Origin of the sequence: Sphingobacterium sp. UBA7038 (assembly GCF_002494055.1) — a bacterium.
GTDB classification, from domain to species: domain Bacteria; phylum Bacteroidota; class Bacteroidia; order Sphingobacteriales; family Sphingobacteriaceae; genus Sphingobacterium; species Sphingobacterium multivorum.
Genome location: NZ_DLAV01000025.1, coordinates 68,988 through 89,409, shown reverse-complemented (window position 1 = coordinate 89,409; position 20,422 = coordinate 68,988). Strand labels below are relative to the sequence as shown.

Sequence of the window (20,422 nt, the reverse complement as noted above, 5' to 3'; positions counted from 1 at the left end):
TATGAGTTTTGCAATAGACAACAAAAATACTGCTGCCAAGTTTAGTTTATTTTTTAAGCGAGGTGTATGGAGTGAATTGTTAAAACTTCCAACACCGAAAGAACGAGCATTTTATGACTGGCCGGATGAACACGGGAAGAACTATGACGATTTTTCCCCAACAATATTTGAGCCATTGCAGTACAATATCGGGTGCTACCTGTCTTCAACTTCCCTTGCTCGATTACAAGAGCAAAGGGAGGTTTTGCTGAATATTCTTAAAAAACCTGAGGGCTTCAACCTGAGAGTGGACGCATTGGGACGGTCATTCGCGTTGCGGTATATCACCTCGCCTGATCTAAACATTTTTAATCCACGAAAGACTATCAATATTATTTACACCGATTTCACCTTAGTTCTCGAAAACAACTTCGCGCCGGTTGGAGTCGATTTTTATTTAGCGGACGTAAACGGTTTGATCCTTAGTTATCCGGATAAGCCTATCCAATTCGAACAACAAAAACAACTATTCTAATGAAGATCCAAATAAAAAGAAAAGGCATCAATACTATAGAGATACCATTGAATGCCGGGGTATATGCCAATAAGGTAATGGCTGAGCATCTGTTATCGTTTAGTTTTCAAAGTTCAAAACTGCTTGACCTAGTTGTCGGCGATACTTTGACATATAAGGGCGAGGAATACACGTTGAACAATACCCCGAGCATTAGGAAAACAAGTCGCTTTTCATTTGAATATGATTTTGCTTTTGAGGGGTCACGCCACCTATTATCTAATTTATTCATTACACACCTTGGCGCTCGTAAGTTCTCGTTTTCAGGGACGGCTCAGGAGTGGTTAAATTTTATTGTCGATTGTGCCAATAGCAAGTCTTCAGGATGGACGGTAGGTGAATTTGAAGATATGGGACGTGTGACAGTTGAGTTCGATTCAACATATATTCTTGACGCTCTTACAATGGTAGCCGAAGATATGAAAGGCGAATGGGGTGTTAAAGGCAAAGTAATTTCTCTTAAAAAAACAGTCGGTACCGCAAGAGCTTTGACGTTCAAATATGGTAAAGGTGAAGGACTATATAGTTTAACCCGAAAAATCATAGATGATAAAAAGATAGTTACCCGGGCTTATGCTCGGGGCGGTTCCAATAATCTTCCGGCTGGAATGAGAGACTATTTTACAATTGATGGATATATCGAAAAGAATACAGCATTGTACGGCATCCGTGAAGGCGAGTTTATTGATGAGGAAATCTATCCAAAAAGAACAGGTACCGTTACAGCGGTTTCCCAAATTAACAAGCAACAATTCACCATATCAGATAGTTCAATTGATTTTGATTTGAACGACCAAAGAGTGGATGGGGTAACACCGCAAATCGTTTTTAAGTCAGGGTTATTGGAGGGAAATACTTTCGAGATAGAATCCTATAGTCCTGCTAATAAAAGTATCCGTTTCAAAGCGAATGATGAAGGCAACGGCATTCTTTTTCCGACAGAAGCAGTGCACGCCGAAATTGGCGATAAATACACGTTGGTTGGTATCCGTATGCCGCAAAGCTACATTGATGCTGCGGTCACCGAGCTGACGGCAAAACGTCAAGAGTACTTAGATAGTAATAGTGTACCTCGCGTGGTTTATGACCTTGAAATTGACATTATCCAGTTAAAGAAATCGAACGAAATGCTTGAAGCTGGCGATATAATCAAAGTTATAGATATAGACCAGGGGATTGATTCAAACATTAGGATTACTGAGGTAAACTATCCGGCGCACTATCCTGATGTGCTTGAAAATGGAATGCAATTTAATGCAGTGATCGGAAATGAAGTAACTTATACATTATCGCAAAAGATCCAAAACGACATTAAGAAAAATCAGGAAGTTATCACCCAACACAACAAGCAATCTTGGGAACGTGATCGCCGGAACGTCCAAGCCCTGACTGAGTTCCGATCAAAGGTATTCGATCCTGATGGAAACTTGGAGAATGCCATGCAACAAGCAATAGCTGGTTGGTTCGGAACTGAATCTATGTATTATGATTTGGACGATGTTGTAATGTCTGTTAATGCCGGAGGTGACCCCAATAGCTTTGCTTTGACAGCTGGCCGATTGATCCATAAGGTTTTCAAGATTGAAGGTTTAGGGAATATCTGGTTACTAGATCCTTTTACAATTACTGGATTGGATCCATTGGAAAGTTATTACTTATCCGCTAAAGTCAGCCGAACAGCTCTCAGTGGTGAATGGGTATTATCCACTGAACAAATGGGCACTGAGTCGGAACCTAGCTATTGGCACTTCAATTTTGGCGTACTTTCAAGTGTCATCGAGGGCGTGAGATCTTTCAAGCCTACCAAAGGTTTTACTTTGATTAGCGGGGGAAGTATCGAGACCGATGTTATCAGCGCATACATGATCAATGTTAATCGTTTATTCGCCCAAGTAGTGACAGTGGGGAGCGACGGATATAACAATGCCGGAATAAGTGGTTTAGCGGATGGTAAAATATACGATGACAACTGGAATGTAATTGGAGACGACCCGAATAGATCTGTACGGTTCTGGGCTGGTGATACCGAGGAAAACAAACATAAGGCTCCATTCAACGTGCTAAACGATGGATCGATGCGCGCCTATAAAGGAAACATCGGAAACTTTTTACTTGGTGATAACTTCCTTAATGGAGATATGAAAGAAAATACCGTTTCAGGGATTAGGTCAATGTCTGCTGATCAATTAGAGGTTTTCTCCATCGGGCGAGCGTTCAGCCCTTCATCCGCATTTTATAATGTGTTGTGTTATTTAAGAGATGGCCGGAACTTAACCACTGGAACTGGACTTATGATTGATGTAGATAATAAAGCAGTGGAAGCAATCGCTCTGAATATTGTCAACGGGGATATCGAGGTAAAAGGCAAAAAAGGTTTAACTGGAAAAATTACTTTAGCAAACACAGCATCAAGTACGGTTTATTATCATTTCAATTTTATTAACGGCTTGCTAGTTGATTATGTTTCAAATGGCAGCTCAACTAATCGATTCTAATATGAAACTAACAACAACAAAGCTAGATTTCGATCAAATTGTTCAAAAGCAACTACAGGACATAGACAATCTATTCTTTCAGCGGCTTATCGAGCTATGCGATGAACGTATCGCGATTCAAAGAGCCAAGGTGTCACCGGAAGGCTATAACGACCAGACGGGACAACTGAGGTCATCTGTAGGTTACATCATTTATCGTGATGGTAAAGTGCTGCATGAGAATTTCGAGCTTGCACCATACGGAACGGATAAGGCTCCAGGTCTAAAGGCCGGGCGCGATCTTGCCTTGAGTCAGTTGCGAATTACCCAAGGTTGGGGAGTTGTCATGGTTGCAGGCATGGAGTACGCTAGTTGGTTAGAAAGCAACTACAATAGAACCGTCCTGTCTTCCGCAACATTCAAATTAGAGGACGATATCGAATACATCCTAAAAAACATTTCGGTTTAGTCTGATCCGATAACAGATCGATAAAAGCGATAACAAAACCGATAACATCCCAATAAAAAAGCTCCTTTGTGTCATACAGAGGAGCTTTTAAGTACGCCAATCAGGATTCGAACCTGAGACCGTCGGTTTAGAAAACCGATGCTCTATCCAGCTGAGCTATTGGCGCGTCGTTTTCGGTAATGCAAAAGTAGACATTTGTGTTGTATTTCCAAAATATCACTGACTTTTTTTTGTGGTTTTTCAATAACTGATTGCTTTTCAACAAGATTATTTTATTGATCTAGGTCAAACAAATTGAATAAAACTGCTGTTAACTTTGTGCTGTTAAACAAATAGAAAAAAACATAAAATTATGGCACAAGGAAAATGGGAACTAGACGCTGCACATAGCGAGATAGAATTCAAAGTAAAACACATGATGATTACAAACGTTAAAGGAAACTTTGACAGTTTTAAAATAGATGTTGACGCCGAGGGCGAAGATTTTAAAAATGCCCTTGCGAAAGTTGTTATTGACACGGCATCGATTAATACACGTAATGAGCAACGTGATGGTCATTTAAAAAGTGCAGATTTCTTTGATGTAGAGAAATATCCAGCAATTACATTTGAAGCAACGAGCTTGGAGAATAATGAAATTAAGGGAAATTTGACAATTCGTGACGTTTCTAGACCGGTGTCTTTCGACTTGGAATTTGCGGGTATCCAAAAAGATCCTTGGGGAAATACGAAAGCTGGATTTATTGTAGAAGGCAAAATCAAACGTTCAGAATTTGGCCTTAATTGGAATGCGGCGTTGGAAACAGGAGGGGTAATGGTAAGTGACGAAGTAAAATTTAGTGCTGATATTCAGTTTATAAAAGCTCAATAAGCGCAATATATAAAATAAAATTTGGTGGGAGTGTGAAAATTCGTACTTTTGTCGCGGAGAGTTGNNTTCGAATCCCTCACTCTCCGCCAGGTGCAAATTTAAAGTTTTTAAAAAGCACTAAAAAATAGATAAATCCTGCAAAATCAATGATTTGCAGGATTTTTTTGTTTATGGGAATTACTAAAATTTTCAAAAACACTCATAATTTTTGTGGCACATTCGTGGCACATTGGAGTTTTGAAAAAATGTGCCACGAAATTCAGTATAAACAATTGATAATCAACATGTAAATCTGCTTAACGACTTGACTTAAAGAATCTTTGGTTCGATTAAATGTAAAAATATTGAATTGTACGTCAGGAGCAAAGGGCATCATAGAAATTCATCTAAAGAAATGAATAGGTAGAAAAAAAATCTATCTTTGTAGTCAGTTATACTATATCTAACATATTATCTGCGTCTTAACTAAAAAAGACATGCTCGAAAATGAGCTATAACTGCATGAAATCTTTTGACTTTCAGTGCACAGATAATTGTATCCCCATATTTTATTAAATCACAACCGAAAAATTGATTATCAAATCGATTGGTTTATCATTTTACGATGTTATAGCATTTAAAATGCTTATTATACAAGGAATATAATGAATAGTAAACAATTAATAAGTAGAGAAATAGAGTTATTCTACGATAAAGTATCGGAAGAAACCAGACTTGATAAGGGAATGGGAGTATTTGAGTTTGAAAGAATAAAATCACTTATTGAAAAATACATCATCTCTTCACCATTAACCATAATTGATATCGGTGGTGGCACAGGGAAGTATTCGGAATGGCTTGCAAAGAAAGGACATCGAGTTCATTTGGTAGAGCCCGTTACAAAACATTTAAAAATAGCCCGCGACAGAGCTAATAAATTGAAAAACAAATTTGCTGTGCACAAAGGAGAATCTCGAAAATTAGAGTTCTCAAATAATTATGCCGACCTTATTATACTACACGGTCCACTTTATCATCTTCAAGAGAAAGAGGACCGGGATTTAACCATTTGTGAAGCCAAACGAGTTTTGAAAAACAACGGCGTTATATTGGGTTTTGCCATTAATTATACTGCATCCACTTTGGTAGGTCTTTTAAATGGGTTAATCCACAAAAAGTCATTTTTTGAAATGTGTAAGGAAGAACTAACACTTGGCAAACATAATCCGCCCCCTGATTTCCCTTGGCTTTTAGCAGAAGCATTTTATCATAGGCCCGAACAATTAAAGAATGAATTTTTAAATCAACAATTAACCTATTTAAATACGTATGCAGTTGAAGGTATGGCATGGTTGGACAAAGACTTTTTTGCCAATATGCAGAACTACCAACGGCGGAGAGTACTCATGGACCTTATTCAAATTACTGAAAATGATAGCTACCTTCTTCCATTCAGTCCACATATGATGATAGCGGTACAAAAAACATATAACCATGGAAAATAAAGACAAATATTACTGGGCACTAATAGACAATGATGGTCAACTAAACGAAATTGATCTCGGAGAAAAAATAGGATTGAACGAAAATGAAACCAACGAAATAATTGGACAGCTTTTGTCTGAATATAAAATTGAATATACAGCAATCAGATGCTGCAATTACAGCCCGACGAAAAGAGCGAAGAGAATGAAGAAAAATTAACCGCTAATGTATTTTTCCTAGGAGCTGTTACTGCAATAGTCTATGTTGCCTTTAGTCTGACAAGGCTGGTCATGGCGATAGTTGCGGCTTTGCTTATTGGTGGGTTTTACGCTGAGATTATATTTTGAGGGATCGATTTGATACGTAAGGAATATAGCGATTGGGAGCACGAAATCCTAATAACTTTTGTAAATTAGGAAAGCAGCAAAAGACGTTGTCTGTTGACAACAGATAACGCTTTTTTTGTTTGATTATTTACTTATTAACGTTTAAAGGAACAAGATATGGGCGGAAAATTGATCCTAAAGTTCTCACTTTTGGTCGGACAGCTATTCTTAGGAGAAAGCTGTACCCATAACTCACATCGGGTGACGGCAGAAAATACTAAAAATGAGATTACAGCAGTGTCAATTTCTATGGTTGGCGGATTTACAGTAACACCTTCAAAAGCTTATACGATGAAGATAACAAGAGATAGTATTTATTGTCTGTTTTCTGCAATTGATACAGCGCAGAGTACCCTAAAATCATATGTCAACACAGAAGATAAATGGAACTTGTTATTGGATAAAATTGATTTGGAAAAATTTATTGCCGCTAAAGAAGAGGAATCGCGTCAGCCATACGACGGAATAGATATAAAAATAAGCATTACAACAAAAAAGGGGCAATATGTAAAACTGAATGCTGACGATAACCCTAGCTGGAATCGTGTATATAGACAATTGGAAGAATATTTTCCCCCACAAGCATATGGAAACAAAAAATTAGACAATTGAATCAACTAAAGACTGTACAGCTTATAGTAGCTTTTTGTAACTTAGTTTACTTTCCTTTTTTGCTGTAGAAATAGCGAAAGAAAATTTTTTGACATGTATAATCAAGGCAAATAAAATATAAATTACCATGGATGAGCAATTCAAACAGCAGGTATATGAGGTTGCAAAGCTGATTCCGAAAGGAAGAGTGACGACCTATGGGTCGATAGCAAAAGCCTTGGGCTATCCAAATCATTCGCGACATGTCGGAAAGGCTATGGGAGGATGTCCCAGTGATGTACCCGCCCACCGTGTTGTATCCAGTGGCGGCACGCTCGCAGTGCCTGAATTTCAAGAACGGCTTGAAGCCGAGGGGCTTGTTGTCAATAATTTACGGATCAAGGACTTTAGAAAGCTGTTTTGGGATCCGATGGACGAATAATCGATTAATGTAATACTATGAAATACTGTGCTTTTCTACGCGGCGTCAATGTGAAGGGAACCAATATGAAGATGTCAGATGTCAGTCAGGTTTTTAAGGACGCCGGTGTAACGGACGTTACTTCGGTACTGGCTTCTGGAAATATTGTTTTTTCGTCGGACAAAGCTCCCGCCTCGCTCAAGCAGTTACTAGAGGATTCCATGTCGGCATATTTTTCTTATGAAGCTTTTTTGTTCATCCGATCACAGGAAGAAGTGGAATTGCTGCAGGCAAATATTCCTTTTGAAATACATACAGACTTCCATGTCTATGCTTTTGTAGGGACAACAGGTGTCGAAACAATACTGATGGATGAATTCAGCAATTCGACACATGTGCCGGGAGAGAAGGGAGAAATTGTCGATACGGTCTTTTATTGGCGCGTACCCAAGGGCAATACCTTGGATTCCAGCTTCGGAAAGGTGTTGGGGAAAAAGAATCTGAAAGATAAGATGACAAGCCGGAATATCAACACCTTTGAAAAGATATTGAAAAAAATGGGTTAATTAACGGAATGAGCCCGGTATTATCCGGGCTCGTTTTTAGTTTATGGAATTCAGCCATGCGTGAAGTAGTTCCTCGGATGAAAACTTTTATGGCATTGATCTTAATCAATCTCAGCCGATTTAGCCCAGATGTTAATATGGCCGTCTTTTGCATAAAGATCAATTTCGTGAATTTCTTCCGGGCTAAACGTCAGATTCTTCAGCGCACCCACGCAATCAATGACCTGTTGTGGTCTTGAGGCGCCAATTAGCGCCGATGTAACTTGCTTCTTGCGTAAAACCCATGCTATAGCCATTTGTGCCAGTGATTGTCCTCTACGCTGTGCAATTGCATGTAAGGCCTGGATGTTCTTTTGATTTTCTTCATTCAGAAATTTTGTCTGAAGTGATTTGGATTGCGCCGCACGGCTATTCTCGGGGATATGCTGTAAATATTTATCGGTGAGCATGCCCTGTGCCAAAGGGGAAAAGACGATAGAACCAATGCCTATCTCATCCAAGGTATCGAGCAAACCATCGGTTTCTACCCATCTGTTTAGCATAGAATAGCTAGGCTGATGAATAATAAAAGGTGTGCCCAATGATTTCAGGATTGCATGGGCTTCTTTTGTACGTTGCGAATTATAGGATGAAATACCGACATAAAGCGCTTTTCCGCTACGGACAAGCTGATCTAGCGCCAACATGGTCTCCTCCAAGGGGGTATTGGGGTCGAAACGATGTGAATAGAAAATATCGACGTAATCGATACCCAGGCGTTTAAGTGATTGCTCACAGTTTGATATCACATATTTACGGCTTCCCCATTCTCCGTAAGGCCCATTCCACATGTGATATCCCGCTTTTGATGAAATAATCATCTCATCGCGTAAACCGTAAAATTGTTCTTTTAATATTTGTCCGAAGGCCCTTTCGGCACTTCCAGCAGGAGGACCATAATTGTTTGCGAGATCGAAATGGGTAATTCCCAGGTCAAACGCTGTTGTGCAAATATCAACTTTCGTTTGATGGGCTGTGTCGTCACCGAAATTATGCCACATTCCCAATGAGATGGCAGGCAATAGAAGACCGGATTGACCACAACGATTATAGATCATGTCTTGATATCGGTCTGGATTTGCTGTATACTGCATAGTCTTGAATAGTTTTAATCCAAACTAAGATAAATTTACGCTTATTTGCAAGTTTTAATTCCATACGATGGCTGTAATTTTTTAGTGCAGGAAAAGTTTTGAAAGTATCCTGTACAGATATTCTTCGAGAGCATTTGGAAAACTGCCGCTCAATGTCTTTCAAAAATCGAAATTTAATGTATTTTTATATGAAATCTAAGAAAACGATTAATTCATACGATGAGGAAAATTCTAACCATCCTAAGCTTTGTTTTTATTGTATTGGGGAATTGTTATGCCCAATCAAAACATTTACTTTTCAAGACTGATTTTGGCGATTTTAAAGTTGTACTTTATGATTATACCCCCAATCATCGCGATTTGATGTTGCGATCTATTCGGGATACGGTCTATCAAGGAGCATTGTTTAATCGCATTATCGAAAATTTTGTTGTGCAGGGCGGAGAGCATGATATCGATATTGAAAAACGTGAGGCGGCAGATCCTCTTCATAGAAAACCGCGATTGGCGGCAGAGTTCGATGACCGGGCGTATCATAAAATAGGTGCCTTGGGTGCAGGACGGGATGGAAACCCCGCAAAAGCATCTTTTTTGAATCAGATCTATTTCGTGGTCGGAAAGAAAATCGCGGCAGCAGAACTGGATAGTCTGGAATTGAAGAAAGGGATAAAATATACTGCAGCACAACGTCAGGAGTACTTGGCTCGTGGCGGACAGCCAAGACTTGATCACGATTTTACCGTTTTTGGCGAGATTTATGAGGGATTAGAGGTGATCATGAAAATCAGTCGGGTAAAGACGGATAAACAAGATTTTCCACTTCATAATGTGCCTTTTAAGATTGTCGAAATAAGTAAATAAACTTAACAGTCGGAGCAATATTGATAAAAAAAGGGCAATTAAGCCCTTTTTCTATTTGCGGTGTTGATCAAATTCTTCTTTAAGCTTCTGATAACGCTCTTTCCACTCGTCTGGCAGCTTGCTCGGGATGTCTTTGAGACTTTTCAGCTGAAATGCAAAGACACAGGCTGCAAAGCCCACCGTACTTATGGCCATTCCGGTCCATATGACCAGCGAAAAACCTGCAAATAGCGGATTCCAAAGTAAGATAAAGCTGAAAATAATGCCTAAAATGGCAAATAATAAATTCCAGCCCCAAGATTTACTGCCGTAATTTTTGAGGTCAAAAGAAAAGGATAGCAACTGAAAGGATTTAAAGAGCGCATAAAAGCCTACAATAAACGCCAACGTGCTGGCTGAAAGCAACGGGTTGGCAATCAGTAATATGCCGAATAGGGTATAAAGAATCCCTCCGGTGAGGTACCAACCCCAACCGTCCACTTCATCTTTGTTCTGCACGGCAAAGATAATTTCCAAAATACCGGAAATAATAAATGACCATGAAAATAGAATCGCTAATGTGAGAAATGCGGCAACAGGTGTGGAAATGGTATAGAACCCCAAAAGAATTAATAGAATGCCGATAATCAATGGAATATACCAGTGCTTGATGGATGATCTGATTGTTTTAAAAAATGAATTTGCCATAATAATGAGTTAAGATGATGCAGTATTGTCGATAAAAAAGCCCCATTAATTACTTAATGAGGCCTTACATATATAAAACTGATTAAATTAGGCAAAGGGAAAATGTACTAGATCTTTCCAGTCTCTTTTAAAAGTTTGTAATATGCATACACAATATTGATTTCAGCATTTGTGTATTTCAATTCCGCTTCAAGTTTTGAGTTTGAAGCATCCATGATATCGACGATCAACGCCAATTGGTTCAAGTACTTTTTCTCAATAATACGATAGTTCTCATCTGCAAGAGCTTTATTGTACTCCAGCGTCTTGCGTTGTGAGTAGGCCTCATTGTATTTAATGTATGCAGTATTAACAGCGACGCTGGTTTTTTGTTTCAGAGCACTTGTGTATTTTTCGTTCTTTTCAATTTGTAGATCATTTAGTTTAAGCTTTTTTCCTGTCGTGTAGATGGAAGAAATCGTATAATTCAGGGAGATACCGGTATTCCAGGTATTCATATACTTGTCGATCACCGGCATCACATTGGTGATAGGTTTCACAAGACTGTTTCCCGCGAATAGGCTGAGGGCAGGGGATCGCTCTGATTTTGTAATAGCCTTTTCTGTCAGTAAAAGTTCGGTTTCCTTGGCCGCAAGCTGTAGACCGGGACTGGAAACGTAAGCGTCTTGTTTTAAGCTCGCGAGGTCTGCCAGCTGAAAGCTGCTGTTTAATAGTTTGTCATCCGGCTCAATTACTGTGCCCTCCGGTAGCCCTAATGCGACTATAAGCTCGTCATTCAGGATTTTCCGATTATTCTGAATCACCTCTTTGGCTAACTCCAACTCGGATATTTGCAATTGGTTGCGGATAACATCATTTTTGGTGATCATGCCCTGTTTATATAATTTTTCCGTCAGGTCCAGTCTCTTGTGCGCAAGCTCAATATTTTGATTGTAGACAGCTTCTTGATTTTTCAGTTTAAATAGATCAAGGTAATAGCCTAAAACCAAAATTTTAATGTTCTGTTCTTCATTCTTATGGTCCAATTCAGCCAGTTCTTCGCCCAGCGAGGATGCTTTGATGCTATTTTTTACGACACCGCCCTTCCAGATAAGTTCTTTCGCTTCCAATGCATAGTTGTTACCGAAATGGGGTAAAGGGACTTTTTCCGACCCCGAAAGGTCTTTGTCGATCAACGCAGCGTTGCCGAGGTAAAAAGCCGATGCTGAAGCACTGATTTCGGGAAGCCTTCTTAATTTTGCAACTTCCGTTTTTTGTTGGGCGATACTTACGGCCGACGCCGAAACAATAAGATTTGGGTGGTTATGGATAGCAAGTTCGAACAGTTTTTCAATTGATATTTTTCGGCTGTTTATGCTGTCTTGACCGTATGTTTGATTGCAAAAGAATGTAAAGAAGCATAACGTCAAGTAAAAACCTATTTTTCGGGCTCTTGACTTTGTATTCATGGTATTTAACTTTGTTTATATATGTGCTACAAAGTTAGCATGCCCTGGGGTGACAAGAAATGTTTGATTACTGCTTTATGATGTTCAATTGGTAACAAGATTTACCTGTTGTTCACGAAATAGCTTAGGTGTTATGCCGACATGTTTTTTGAAAAACTTACTAAAAGCATATTGATCTGAAAAATTAAACTCTTGTGAGATCTGGTTGATTGTTTTGGTAGAAATGGTGAGCTGCGCTCTAGCTTCTGTGACTAGCCAGTTACTGATAATTTCCGAGGGCGATTCTTGTGTAATCTCCTTGACGCTGATCGACAGGTATTTGATTGAAATGTGGAGGCGGTCGGCGTAGAATGCGAGATCGCGCTGCGCTTTGTAGTGATCAGCTATAAGCTGTAAAAAATGTACGGTAATTTCTTCCTTTCTCTTGTTGCGTGTCGTTCCGGAGCTTTCACCAGCAGTATAGATCACATCGGCCAAAAGGTAGATAATAGCCATAAAAATATTGATGTTGGCTTTTTGGAGAAAATCCTTCTTCGGGTCGATCGGTTTTTTACGATTGCTATGCAAAGTGCATAACAATGTCCAGATAGCTTCAAAATCGTTGGGGGCGGGAGTAAAAGGTGTGGAACGATTGGCATTGATTAACCGATACGCATCATATCGACTGATCGACAAGCGTATTCGGTTGGAAAAATTCCGGTCATAATGAAGGATTTTAAATATAGCATCGGTACTAATTGTTGTAAAGCTGTAGTACTTATTGTATCCGATAAAGAGGATACTGCCAGCTTGGAGATCGGTAAGCGTACCATTGCTATTGACCTGGATAGAGCCTCTATACAGCAGTATACAAGTCGTCCATAAGGGGTGATAGTAGTAGTCTTCTCCCTTCGCAGGAAGTTCCGATTGATCTATAAGTTCTATTTCATTCATTTTTTCAATAAAAAAGTAAGGAATAGTGTAAGCAACTTTACCGCTATAATAGCAAAAAATTGTTATATCCTGTTTAGGAAAAAGGGACAATCAGTTTCTTTGGTACTGGAGGCTCAACAATATAAGATTGGAGGAGCAGCCCAAGAGCGACTCCATCAATCCTATATTATCACCTTTAAAAAGCGACTTTTTTAGGGTCCGATCCGGAAAACCCCATTTCAGGTAAATCGAGTATAGTTTTGATATCGCTTGCTGTCAGCTCAAAATCGTCGATCACTAAATTTCTTTTAATATTATCGGGATTGGTTGATTTTGGCAGCGGCAAGATACCCTGAGATAAAGCAAATTTGATACAGAGTTGTCCAACACTAGTATTCTTTTCCTTAGCCAAAGCAACGAGTGTTTCATCCTGTAATATTCTGCCCGAACCCAGGGGTGACCAAGCCTGAACAAGGATGTCATTGGATTGGCAGAGTGTCACAGTATCTTGCTGAAGGTAACCCGGATGAAATTCAATTTGGTTCACTGCAGGGATGATTGTCGCTGACTCCAATAATTTGGATAGGTAGTCTTTGGGGAAATTACTCACGCCGATCGCTCTAACTTTCCCCTCTTTGTACAGCTGCTCAAAAGCCCGCCAGGTATCGGCGTTGATGTCAGACCAGTTTGCAAATTGCGTTTCGTTGGCAGGCCAATGAATCAGGTAAAGATCGAGGTAATCCAATTGTAGATCGCTGAGCGATTTTTCGAATGCAGCAATAGTCTTATCGTATCCACGCTCGGTATTCCAGAGTTTTGTTGTAATAAACAGCGAATTACGATCGATACCACTGTCTTTTATCGCTTTTCCAACACTCTTTTCGTTGCCATATATGGCCGCAGTATCAATATGTGTATATCCAGCGGCATGTGCTTCTTTAACTGCCTGATAAGCTTCGTCGCCCTCAGGAATTTGCCAGGTTCCAAATCCAATTGCCGGAATTTCAATTCCATTGTTCAATTTGAATGTTTTCATTGTAAGTCGTGTTTTTATGTTGAGCTAAAATAGGATTTCGCCTGTAGTATCTGGTCACTGAAATGCCAAGAGGAAATACTTTTGGGTAGAGGAGGGGCGACTTATTCTGTATTGCCAAAATATATTTATTTTCACAATTTTATTGTCAAAAGGGGTGCAATTCCTCGTTAATTATGGCATTTATTCTTATCTTTAGGCGAATTTTTGAGAAATTCAGATTTTTCAATGATTTCACATAGCATTAAAAATTAAACATATTTCTAATAGATTACTATGTCAAACAAATCAAAAATTGTTTGGACAAAAACAGATGAAGCTCCTTTATTAGCGACTTATTCGTTTTTGCCTATCGTTCAAGCGATTACAGCTACAGCTGATATCGATGTTGAATTGAGAGATATCTCTTTAGCAGGCCGTATTCTTGCTAGCTTTCCAGAATTTTTAAAAGAAGATCAAAAAATTGCTGATGCATTGGCTGAGTTGGGTCAGTTGGCAACAACTCCTGAAGCAAACATCATTAAATTACCGAATATCTCCGCCTCGATTCCGCAGTTAAAAGGTGCTATCGCTGAATTACAGCAAGCAGGCTACGCTGTTCCAAACTATCCTGATGAAGCGACAACAGAAGAGGAAAAGTCAGCTAAAGCGAAATATGCCAAAGTATTGGGTTCTGCGGTAAATCCTGTATTACGTGAAGGAAACTCAGATCGCCGTGCGCCTAAAGCGGTGAAGAACTATGCAAAAGCAAACCCACATAAAATGGGTGCTTGGGCGAAAGATTCTAAAACAAAGGTTGCGTCAATGACTTCAGGTGATTTCTATGGCTCAGAGCAGTCTGTAACCGTAGAAAATGAAGGCCAATTTAAAGTTGAGTTTGTTGATGAGCAAGGTGCAGTAACAGAATTAAAAGGACTTTCGCCATTGAAAGCGGGTGAAGTTATTGATTCTTCAACGTTGAGTTTAACAGCATTGAAAGCTTTTGTAGCAGATGCTATCGCTGAAGCGAAAGCGGCAGGGGTATTGTTGTCTGCACATTTAAAGGCAACAATGATGAAAGTTTCTGATCCGATTATCTTTGGTGCTGTTGTTGAAACTTATTTTGCAGATGTTTTTGCGCAATATGGCGATTTATTCAAAGAGCTGGGTATCAATAAAAATAACGGCTTAGGTGAGGTTTATGCTAAAATCGCGGGGCATGCAAAAGAGGCTGAAGTGAAAGCTGCTATCGACGCTGCTATCGCAAACGGCCCTGCTTTAGCGATGGTAAATTCGGATAAAGGCATTACAAATTTCCACGTGCCTTCTGATGTTATTATTGACGCTTCTATGCCAGCAATGATCCGTATTGGTGGTAAAATGTGGAATAAAGACGGTCAAGAAGAAGATACTATTGCGATGGTTCCTGATCGTTGTTACGCTGGCGTTTACGAAGTTACAATTGAAGACTGTAAGGAGCATGGTGCCTTAGATCCTAAAACAATGGGTTCTGTGCCAAACGTAGGTTTGATGGCGCAAAAAGCTGAGGAATACGGATCTCATGATAAAACTTTTCAAGCTGCAGGAAACGGCGTTATTCGCGTGGTGGATGCTGAAGGAAATGTTTTCATGGAGCAAAAAGTGGAGACAGGTGATATCTTCCGTATGTGTCAAACGAAAGATGCACCAATTCAAGACTGGGTGAAATTGGCTGTGAATCGTGCTCGTTTATCTGAAACTCCAGCTATATTCTGGTTAGATGAAAACCGTGCACATGATAGAGAAATCATCAAAAAAGTAGAAAAATACCTGCCAAACTTTGATACAACTGGTTTGGATATTCGTATTTTATCTCCGATTGATGCGACGAAATTCTCTTTGGAACGTATTCGTAAGGGCGAGGATACCATTTCAGTAACTGGTAACGTGTTGCGTGATTATTTGACGGATTTATTCCCGATCTTAGAAGTGGGTACATCAGCTAAAATGTTGTCTATTGTTCCATTGATGAATGGTGGTGGTTTATTTGAAACAGGTGCTGGTGGTTCGGCTCCGAAACACGTAGAACAATTCCTTCAAGAGGGTTACTTGCGTTGGGATTCATTGGGTGAATTTTTGGCGCTTGGTGCTTCTTTGGAACACTTGTCTCAAACACAGAATAATCCAAAAGCGCTTGTATTGGCGGAGACCTTGGATGAAGCAACAGAAAAATTCTTAGCGAACGATAAATCTCCGGCACGTCGAGTTGGTCAGATTGATAATCGCGGATCACATTTCTATTTGACACTATACTGGACTCAGGCTTTGGCGGCACAGACAAAAGATGCTGAATTGGCAGAGAAATTTGCAACTGTTGCAACGGTGTTGACAGATAATGAAGCGAAAATCAATGAAGAACTGATCGCTGCACAGGGGCATGCACAAAACATCGGCGGTTACTATTTCCCGAATGATGAATTGGCTGCTAAGGCAATGCGTCCTTCTGAAACATTAAATAATGCAATTTCTAGCATTTAAGCGGTAATTGTTTTCATAAAAAAAGAAGCCCATTTCGATTGATCTGGGCTTCTTTTGTTGTTTGCAAAAACGAGTATTTTTGCTATTTTAATGGATACTTGACACCTGTAAAGGTCATCTTAACAGGTATGATATGTCCATTTTTGTCAAATTTCATTTCCTCGATACAGGTGACGCGCTCATTGGCCCCATCTTTGCCAAGCGGTCTACGGTGGTAGACGATAAAATACTTGTCTTTGTTGGGTACTTTGATGACTGAATGATGTCCGGCGCCAACAGCGACTTCGGGATCTCGTTCTAATATTGTCCCGATGCGCTCAAAAGGCCCAAATGGCGAATCGGCGATGGCATAAGCGACTTTGTAGTCGGGGCCTGTCCAACCGCCTTCCGACCACATGAAGTAATATTTTCCATCTTTTATAAACATAAATGGTCCTTCAACGTAATCTTTAGGGGTGATTTCTTTGTAAAAGCTACCATCATCAAAAGGGAGCAAGCCGGTGAAATCTGGCTTGAGCTTCACCATATTGCAATGCTTCCAACCGCCGTAATACATATAGAAAGTTCCGTCTTTATCTTTAAAAACAAACTGATCTATCGGTTGAGCGCCATTGATAATATCGTTGATTAAGGGTTTGCCCAATAGGTCGCTATAGGGACCTTCTGGCTTGTCGGCCACAGCCACCCCGATGCCTCCGATCTCGCCTTGATGTACATCATTGGCTCCGAAAAATAGGTAATATTTGCCTTTGTTTTCCAATACCGCTGGTGCCCACATAGCTTTTTTCGCCCATTTGACATTGCTGTTTTCCAAGATGCGGCTGTGTTTTGTCCAGTTGGCCAAGTCGGAAGATGAAAACGCGTCGAAGAATATCTGCTCTTCATAAGGTGCCGAATAGGTCGGGAATATCCAGTATTTATTGCCATAGATAATACCTTCAGGATCGGCATAGTTTCCCTTGATGACAGGGTTCTTCTGGGCAAAAAGTGTCGCGGTTAAAAGTAAGGCTGTTGATGTTAAAAATGTTTTAATCATTGTATCGGTTTAAACCTGTAAGATACAGGATAAATATGGATCGGGATGAGTCAAAATGAATCATTTTTATGCTCATTTATCTCATTATTTTTTGAAATGTTAAAATTTTGTTAAAATAATATTGTGCTTTCGATTGTTTCCGATTTATTTCACATATTTGTTTATGTCATTTCCAAATGGCATAAATACTTTTCATAAAATAGGTTAATAATATGGCTAAGATACCCAAAGTCTCCCAGACTTTGGGTGTTTTTTATTCCCGCTCTAACCCAAAAATCATGACTAGTTTTCTGTCGTTGTATAAATTTAAGGTTTGTTCGGCTATGTCAAATTGAATTTGTTTTTGTTCAAAAATTTGGAAAAAGTCATTTTCGATATTTTGGCCATTGCAGGCACGCATGGTGCTTGCTAGGTGTATAAAGCTGATTTTGTCCCCTTTAATAGTGAAATTTCCCCAAAAATTGTTGCATCCCGTTGTTCCGGTAATCGTGCCATTTCGGGCATCGAACCCGATGCTTGCTTTGCTGTCGGTGACATCCTTTCCATTTAACTGAAGTAAATTCCATTTAAAACGAGCCAGAAATGCGGCCACACTGGGCAGTTCATTTGTACGTTCTTTTGAGACAACTTCAATTAAGCTGTATCTGATGGTGTCTTTATCTTTTTGTTTCGTTTGTTTTACCCGAATGCGGTAACGGTAGCCCTCTTGGTAATCGAAACCTTGAATGGTTGCAGCGAGGTATTCCCATTTATTTTTTTTATCAGATTTTATCTGCAGACACTTCAATTTACCAAGGTTCTGAGCATTTACGTAGTTTTCTCCAACTTCCCATGTGTCCACAGCCGTCTCTTCCGATAATGATTTTGTGATCGTTTTGGCTAAGCTGTATGTTGGACGTGAACCGTTTTGACGTTTGAGGATCTTGATGTCATATTCAAATTTGGGATCATAATCAAATTGGCGTATCTCGGTATTGAATTTCTCCCAATCTTTACTGTTGTAGTACTTGACAAGATAAGGTGGTGTTTGGCGAAGACCGGATTTTACTTTTACACGAAATGAAGAATTCTGCGCGAGTAGGCTGTGACAGGGGAATAAGAGTGTTAAAAAAAGGAGTAATGAACTGTATGTGGAAGGCTTCTTCATAATTAGAAAGTAAATATCAATAAAAACGTATCTTTAAACATGAATATTGCACGATTGAATCTGTGCCTGCTGTTTACATTTTCGCTGTTAAGTTTGCAGGTGTACAGCCAAAATAGGAAGGATTATTTTAAAACGCAAATTGCTCTTGGGGAACTGACTGATCCACAATTGAAGGAAGTGTCGGGTATTACACCGGCATATCAGGAGGGTAATTTTTGGGTACACAATGATAGTGGTGACGGTGCAACTATTTATTTAATTGATCGTCAGGCCAAACTACTGAAAAAATTTTCACTTGAAGGAGTCTCTGTCGTCGACTGTGAGGATATCGATCGGGTGAAAATTGGAGATACCTATTTTCTCGTCCTCGCGGACATCGGAAACAACGCCGGGAAAAGAACCTGGACATGCCTGTATGTATTTCCTGAGCCTCAGGCCGATGATCCTGGGCTTATTCCGAAGAAGTCCATTCGGGCTATCTTTCTTAAATTTCCTGGCCGGCAACGGTTAGATGCCGAATCGATTATGATTGATCCAATTGACAACATGTTGTATGTTATATCTAAACGTGAATTTCGATCGACTGTTTATGGCGCCGAAGTATTTACAAATGTTAAACAGCAATATTTCACCTTAAATAGGATAGCAGAGCTGCCATTTACTTTTGCTACGGCTTCTGCTATAGATCAGACAGGTACACAACTGCTTGTAAAGAATATTACCCATATTTTCTATTGGCAGAGAAACCGAAGTGAATCCTGGAAGCAGGTATTGCAACGAAAGCCAGCTATTCTGCCTTATCAGGTAGAGCCGCAGGGGGAAGCAATAGCTTTCGATAGCAATGGAACTGGATTTTATACAATTAGCGAGCGTCCATTTGGTTTAAAATCCTATCTTTATTTCTTTGAAAGAAATCAATACATTTATGATAAACACTAGACCTATTTTCAGTTATTCGATGCATAATTTTCATCAAACCGATCCTATCAAAAGCGGCCTATTTTGTCTGGCCGGTATTAGACAGCTGTTAATTGCATTCACTTTATTTTTATGCACACTCACGAACTCCTACGCTGCAAAAGTGGATACTCTTTCCATTCAGAGCCCGTCCATGGGTAAAGCAATTAAGACAGTCGTAATTCTTCCGCAAAATTACTCGAGCAAAATCAATTATCCCGTCCTTTACCTATTGCATGGTTATTCCGGTAATTATAGCAATTGGGTTAAAAATTCAAGTGTAAGCGCATTGGCAGATCAGTATGGTTATATGGTGGTTTGTCCCGATGGCGGTTTTGGAAGCTGGTATTGGGACATCGCGAACGATAAAAACTACCAATATGAAACCTTTGTGTCCAAAGAGCTGATCGATTATGTAGATCAGCATTATTCAACGATCAAAGATCGGAGCGGAAGGGCTATTACGGGTTTAAGTATGGGCGGGCATGGCGCGCTCTCGCTGGCCATAAAACATCAGGATAGTTATGGCGCTGCAGGAAGTACGGCCGGTGGGGTAGATTTTAGACCTTTCCCCCTAAATTGGGAAATTAAAGATCGCATAGGGAATTATGCTGATGTATCGCAAGAATGGGATAATCGTGTTGTTATGAATATGGTTCCCAAATTAATCAATAATAAACTTCGCTTAATCATCGATTGCGGTAAGGAAGATTTTTTCTACACGGTGAATGTTGCGCTGCATGATAAATTGATGTACCATAATATAAATCATACCTTTGTTACAAGTGAAGGTGGACACAATTGGGAGTACTGGTCTCGGTCAATTGTTTATCAAATGGCTTTTTTTAAGGGATATTTTGATCAAGCGAAGAAAAGTGAAAAGAAAAATGGATAAATATTTGGCATAAATGAATAAA

The 20,422-nt window shown here is 39.6% G+C and carries 20 protein-coding genes and 1 tRNA gene; 13 read left to right on the top strand and 8 right to left on the bottom strand.

Going from position 1 to position 20,422, the window contains the following annotated elements; all coding sequences use genetic code 11:
• Nucleotide 1: 1 nt before the first annotated feature.
• The 3 genes from B3H30_RS17170 to B3H30_RS17160 are packed head-to-tail and all read left to right on the top strand — an operon-like array spanning nucleotide 2 to nucleotide 3,496.
• Nucleotides 2–514, top strand: a complete 513-nt coding sequence (locus tag B3H30_RS17170) for a hypothetical protein (protein ID WP_286834703.1) — start codon at nucleotides 2–4, stop codon at nucleotides 512–514.
• The gene (locus tag B3H30_RS17165) at nucleotides 514–3,048 is read left to right on the top strand and encodes a phage tail protein (protein ID WP_286834702.1); all 2,535 of its coding nucleotides are present in this window, start codon (nucleotides 514–516) and stop codon (nucleotides 3,046–3,048) included. The genes B3H30_RS17170 and B3H30_RS17165 overlap by 1 nt, the downstream gene beginning before the upstream one ends.
• Before the next feature lies 1 nt (nucleotide 3,049).
• Nucleotides 3,050–3,496: a hypothetical protein gene (locus B3H30_RS17160; RefSeq protein ID WP_286834701.1), complete on the top strand. Its 447-nt coding sequence runs from the start codon at nucleotides 3,050–3,052 to the stop codon at nucleotides 3,494–3,496.
• A gap of 92 nt (nucleotides 3,497–3,588) precedes the next feature.
• On the opposite strand, the gene B3H30_RS17155 is transcribed toward B3H30_RS17160, so the two are convergent.
• Nucleotides 3,589–3,662: transfer RNA gene (locus B3H30_RS17155), tRNA-Arg, on the bottom strand.
• Between the two features lie 186 nt (nucleotides 3,663–3,848).
• On the opposite strand from B3H30_RS17155, the gene B3H30_RS17150 reads away from it, so the two are divergent.
• The 6 genes from B3H30_RS17150 to B3H30_RS17125 all read left to right on the top strand — a co-directional run bounded on the left by B3H30_RS17150 (nucleotide 3,849) and on the right by B3H30_RS17125 (nucleotide 7,795).
• On the top strand, nucleotides 3,849–4,367 hold the full coding sequence (locus tag B3H30_RS17150; protein WP_046676084.1) for a YceI family protein: 519 nt from the start codon (nucleotides 3,849–3,851) through the stop codon (nucleotides 4,365–4,367).
• A gap of 644 nt (nucleotides 4,368–5,011) precedes the next feature.
• On the top strand, nucleotides 5,012–5,851 hold the full coding sequence (locus B3H30_RS17145) for a class I SAM-dependent methyltransferase (protein WP_286775399.1): 840 nt from the start codon (nucleotides 5,012–5,014) through the stop codon (nucleotides 5,849–5,851).
• Nucleotides 5,841–6,050: a hypothetical protein gene (locus tag B3H30_RS17140; protein WP_083295741.1), complete on the top strand. Its 210-nt coding sequence runs from the start codon at nucleotides 5,841–5,843 to the stop codon at nucleotides 6,048–6,050. The genes B3H30_RS17145 and B3H30_RS17140 overlap by 11 nt, the downstream gene beginning before the upstream one ends.
• Nucleotides 6,051–6,334: 284 nt before the next feature.
• Complete coding sequence (locus B3H30_RS17135) at nucleotides 6,335–6,829, top strand: hypothetical protein (protein WP_286775400.1); 495 nt, start codon at nucleotides 6,335–6,337, stop codon at nucleotides 6,827–6,829.
• 127 nt (nucleotides 6,830–6,956) lie between these two features.
• Nucleotides 6,957–7,250 carry an MGMT family protein gene (locus B3H30_RS17130; RefSeq protein ID WP_070560884.1) on the top strand — a complete coding sequence of 98 codons (294 nt, stop codon included), beginning with the start codon at nucleotides 6,957–6,959 and terminating at the stop codon, nucleotides 7,248–7,250.
• Between the two features lie 17 nt (nucleotides 7,251–7,267).
• Complete coding sequence (locus B3H30_RS17125; protein WP_070560882.1) at nucleotides 7,268–7,795, top strand: DUF1697 domain-containing protein; 528 nt, start codon at nucleotides 7,268–7,270, stop codon at nucleotides 7,793–7,795.
• A gap of 101 nt (nucleotides 7,796–7,896) precedes the next feature.
• Here B3H30_RS17125 and mgrA read toward each other — a convergent pair whose 3' ends face one another.
• Nucleotides 7,897–8,928, bottom strand: coding sequence for an L-glyceraldehyde 3-phosphate reductase (mgrA, locus tag B3H30_RS17120; RefSeq protein WP_286834700.1), 1,032 nt, complete (start codon nucleotides 8,926–8,928; stop codon nucleotides 7,897–7,899).
• Between the two features lie 219 nt (nucleotides 8,929–9,147).
• Between mgrA and B3H30_RS17115 the strand changes: the two genes are divergently transcribed.
• The gene (locus B3H30_RS17115) at nucleotides 9,148–9,789 is read left to right on the top strand and encodes a peptidylprolyl isomerase (RefSeq protein WP_286775401.1); all 642 of its coding nucleotides are present in this window, start codon (nucleotides 9,148–9,150) and stop codon (nucleotides 9,787–9,789) included.
• 51 nt (nucleotides 9,790–9,840) lie between these two features.
• Here B3H30_RS17115 and B3H30_RS17110 read toward each other — a convergent pair whose 3' ends face one another.
• The 4 genes from B3H30_RS17110 to B3H30_RS17095 all read right to left on the bottom strand — a co-directional run bounded on the left by B3H30_RS17110 (nucleotide 9,841) and on the right by B3H30_RS17095 (nucleotide 13,872).
• Nucleotides 9,841–10,476 carry an HdeD family acid-resistance protein gene (locus B3H30_RS17110; protein WP_286775402.1) on the bottom strand — a complete coding sequence of 212 codons (636 nt, stop codon included), beginning with the start codon at nucleotides 10,474–10,476 and terminating at the stop codon, nucleotides 9,841–9,843.
• Nucleotides 10,477–10,583: 107 nt separating this feature from the next.
• Nucleotides 10,584–11,924 carry a TolC family protein gene (locus B3H30_RS17105; RefSeq protein ID WP_112374681.1) on the bottom strand — a complete coding sequence of 447 codons (1,341 nt, stop codon included), beginning with the start codon at nucleotides 11,922–11,924 and terminating at the stop codon, nucleotides 10,584–10,586.
• Nucleotides 11,925–12,008: 84 nt separating this feature from the next.
• Nucleotides 12,009–12,857, bottom strand: a complete 849-nt coding sequence (locus tag B3H30_RS17100; RefSeq protein WP_286775403.1) for a helix-turn-helix domain-containing protein — start codon at nucleotides 12,855–12,857, stop codon at nucleotides 12,009–12,011.
• A gap of 175 nt (nucleotides 12,858–13,032) precedes the next feature.
• Nucleotides 13,033–13,872, bottom strand: a complete 840-nt coding sequence (locus tag B3H30_RS17095; RefSeq protein WP_286775404.1) for an aldo/keto reductase — start codon at nucleotides 13,870–13,872, stop codon at nucleotides 13,033–13,035.
• A 273-nt stretch (nucleotides 13,873–14,145) separates the two neighbouring features.
• On the opposite strand from B3H30_RS17095, the gene B3H30_RS17090 reads away from it, so the two are divergent.
• Nucleotides 14,146–16,365: an NADP-dependent isocitrate dehydrogenase gene (locus B3H30_RS17090; protein WP_286775405.1), complete on the top strand. Its 2,220-nt coding sequence runs from the start codon at nucleotides 14,146–14,148 to the stop codon at nucleotides 16,363–16,365.
• A gap of 82 nt (nucleotides 16,366–16,447) precedes the next feature.
• Here the strand turns inward: B3H30_RS17090 and B3H30_RS17085 are convergent, their stop codons facing one another.
• Both B3H30_RS17085 and B3H30_RS17080 read right to left on the bottom strand, forming a co-directional pair.
• On the bottom strand, nucleotides 16,448–17,401 hold the full coding sequence (locus tag B3H30_RS17085) for a glycoside hydrolase family 43 protein (protein ID WP_115048517.1): 954 nt from the start codon (nucleotides 17,399–17,401) through the stop codon (nucleotides 16,448–16,450).
• A 253-nt stretch (nucleotides 17,402–17,654) separates the two neighbouring features.
• Nucleotides 17,655–18,548 carry a DUF4377 domain-containing protein gene (locus B3H30_RS17080; RefSeq protein ID WP_286775406.1) on the bottom strand — a complete coding sequence of 298 codons (894 nt, stop codon included), beginning with the start codon at nucleotides 18,546–18,548 and terminating at the stop codon, nucleotides 17,655–17,657.
• 39 nt (nucleotides 18,549–18,587) lie between these two features.
• On the opposite strand from B3H30_RS17080, the gene B3H30_RS17075 reads away from it, so the two are divergent.
• Both B3H30_RS17075 and B3H30_RS17070 read left to right on the top strand, forming a co-directional pair.
• Nucleotides 18,588–19,487 (top strand): hypothetical protein, encoded by a 900-nt coding sequence (locus tag B3H30_RS17075; RefSeq protein WP_286775407.1) that lies wholly within the window; start codon nucleotides 18,588–18,590, stop codon nucleotides 19,485–19,487.
• Complete coding sequence (locus B3H30_RS17070; protein WP_312194605.1) at nucleotides 19,474–20,400, top strand: alpha/beta hydrolase; 927 nt, start codon at nucleotides 19,474–19,476, stop codon at nucleotides 20,398–20,400. The genes B3H30_RS17075 and B3H30_RS17070 overlap by 14 nt, the downstream gene beginning before the upstream one ends.
• Nucleotides 20,401–20,422: the final 22 nt, after the last annotated feature.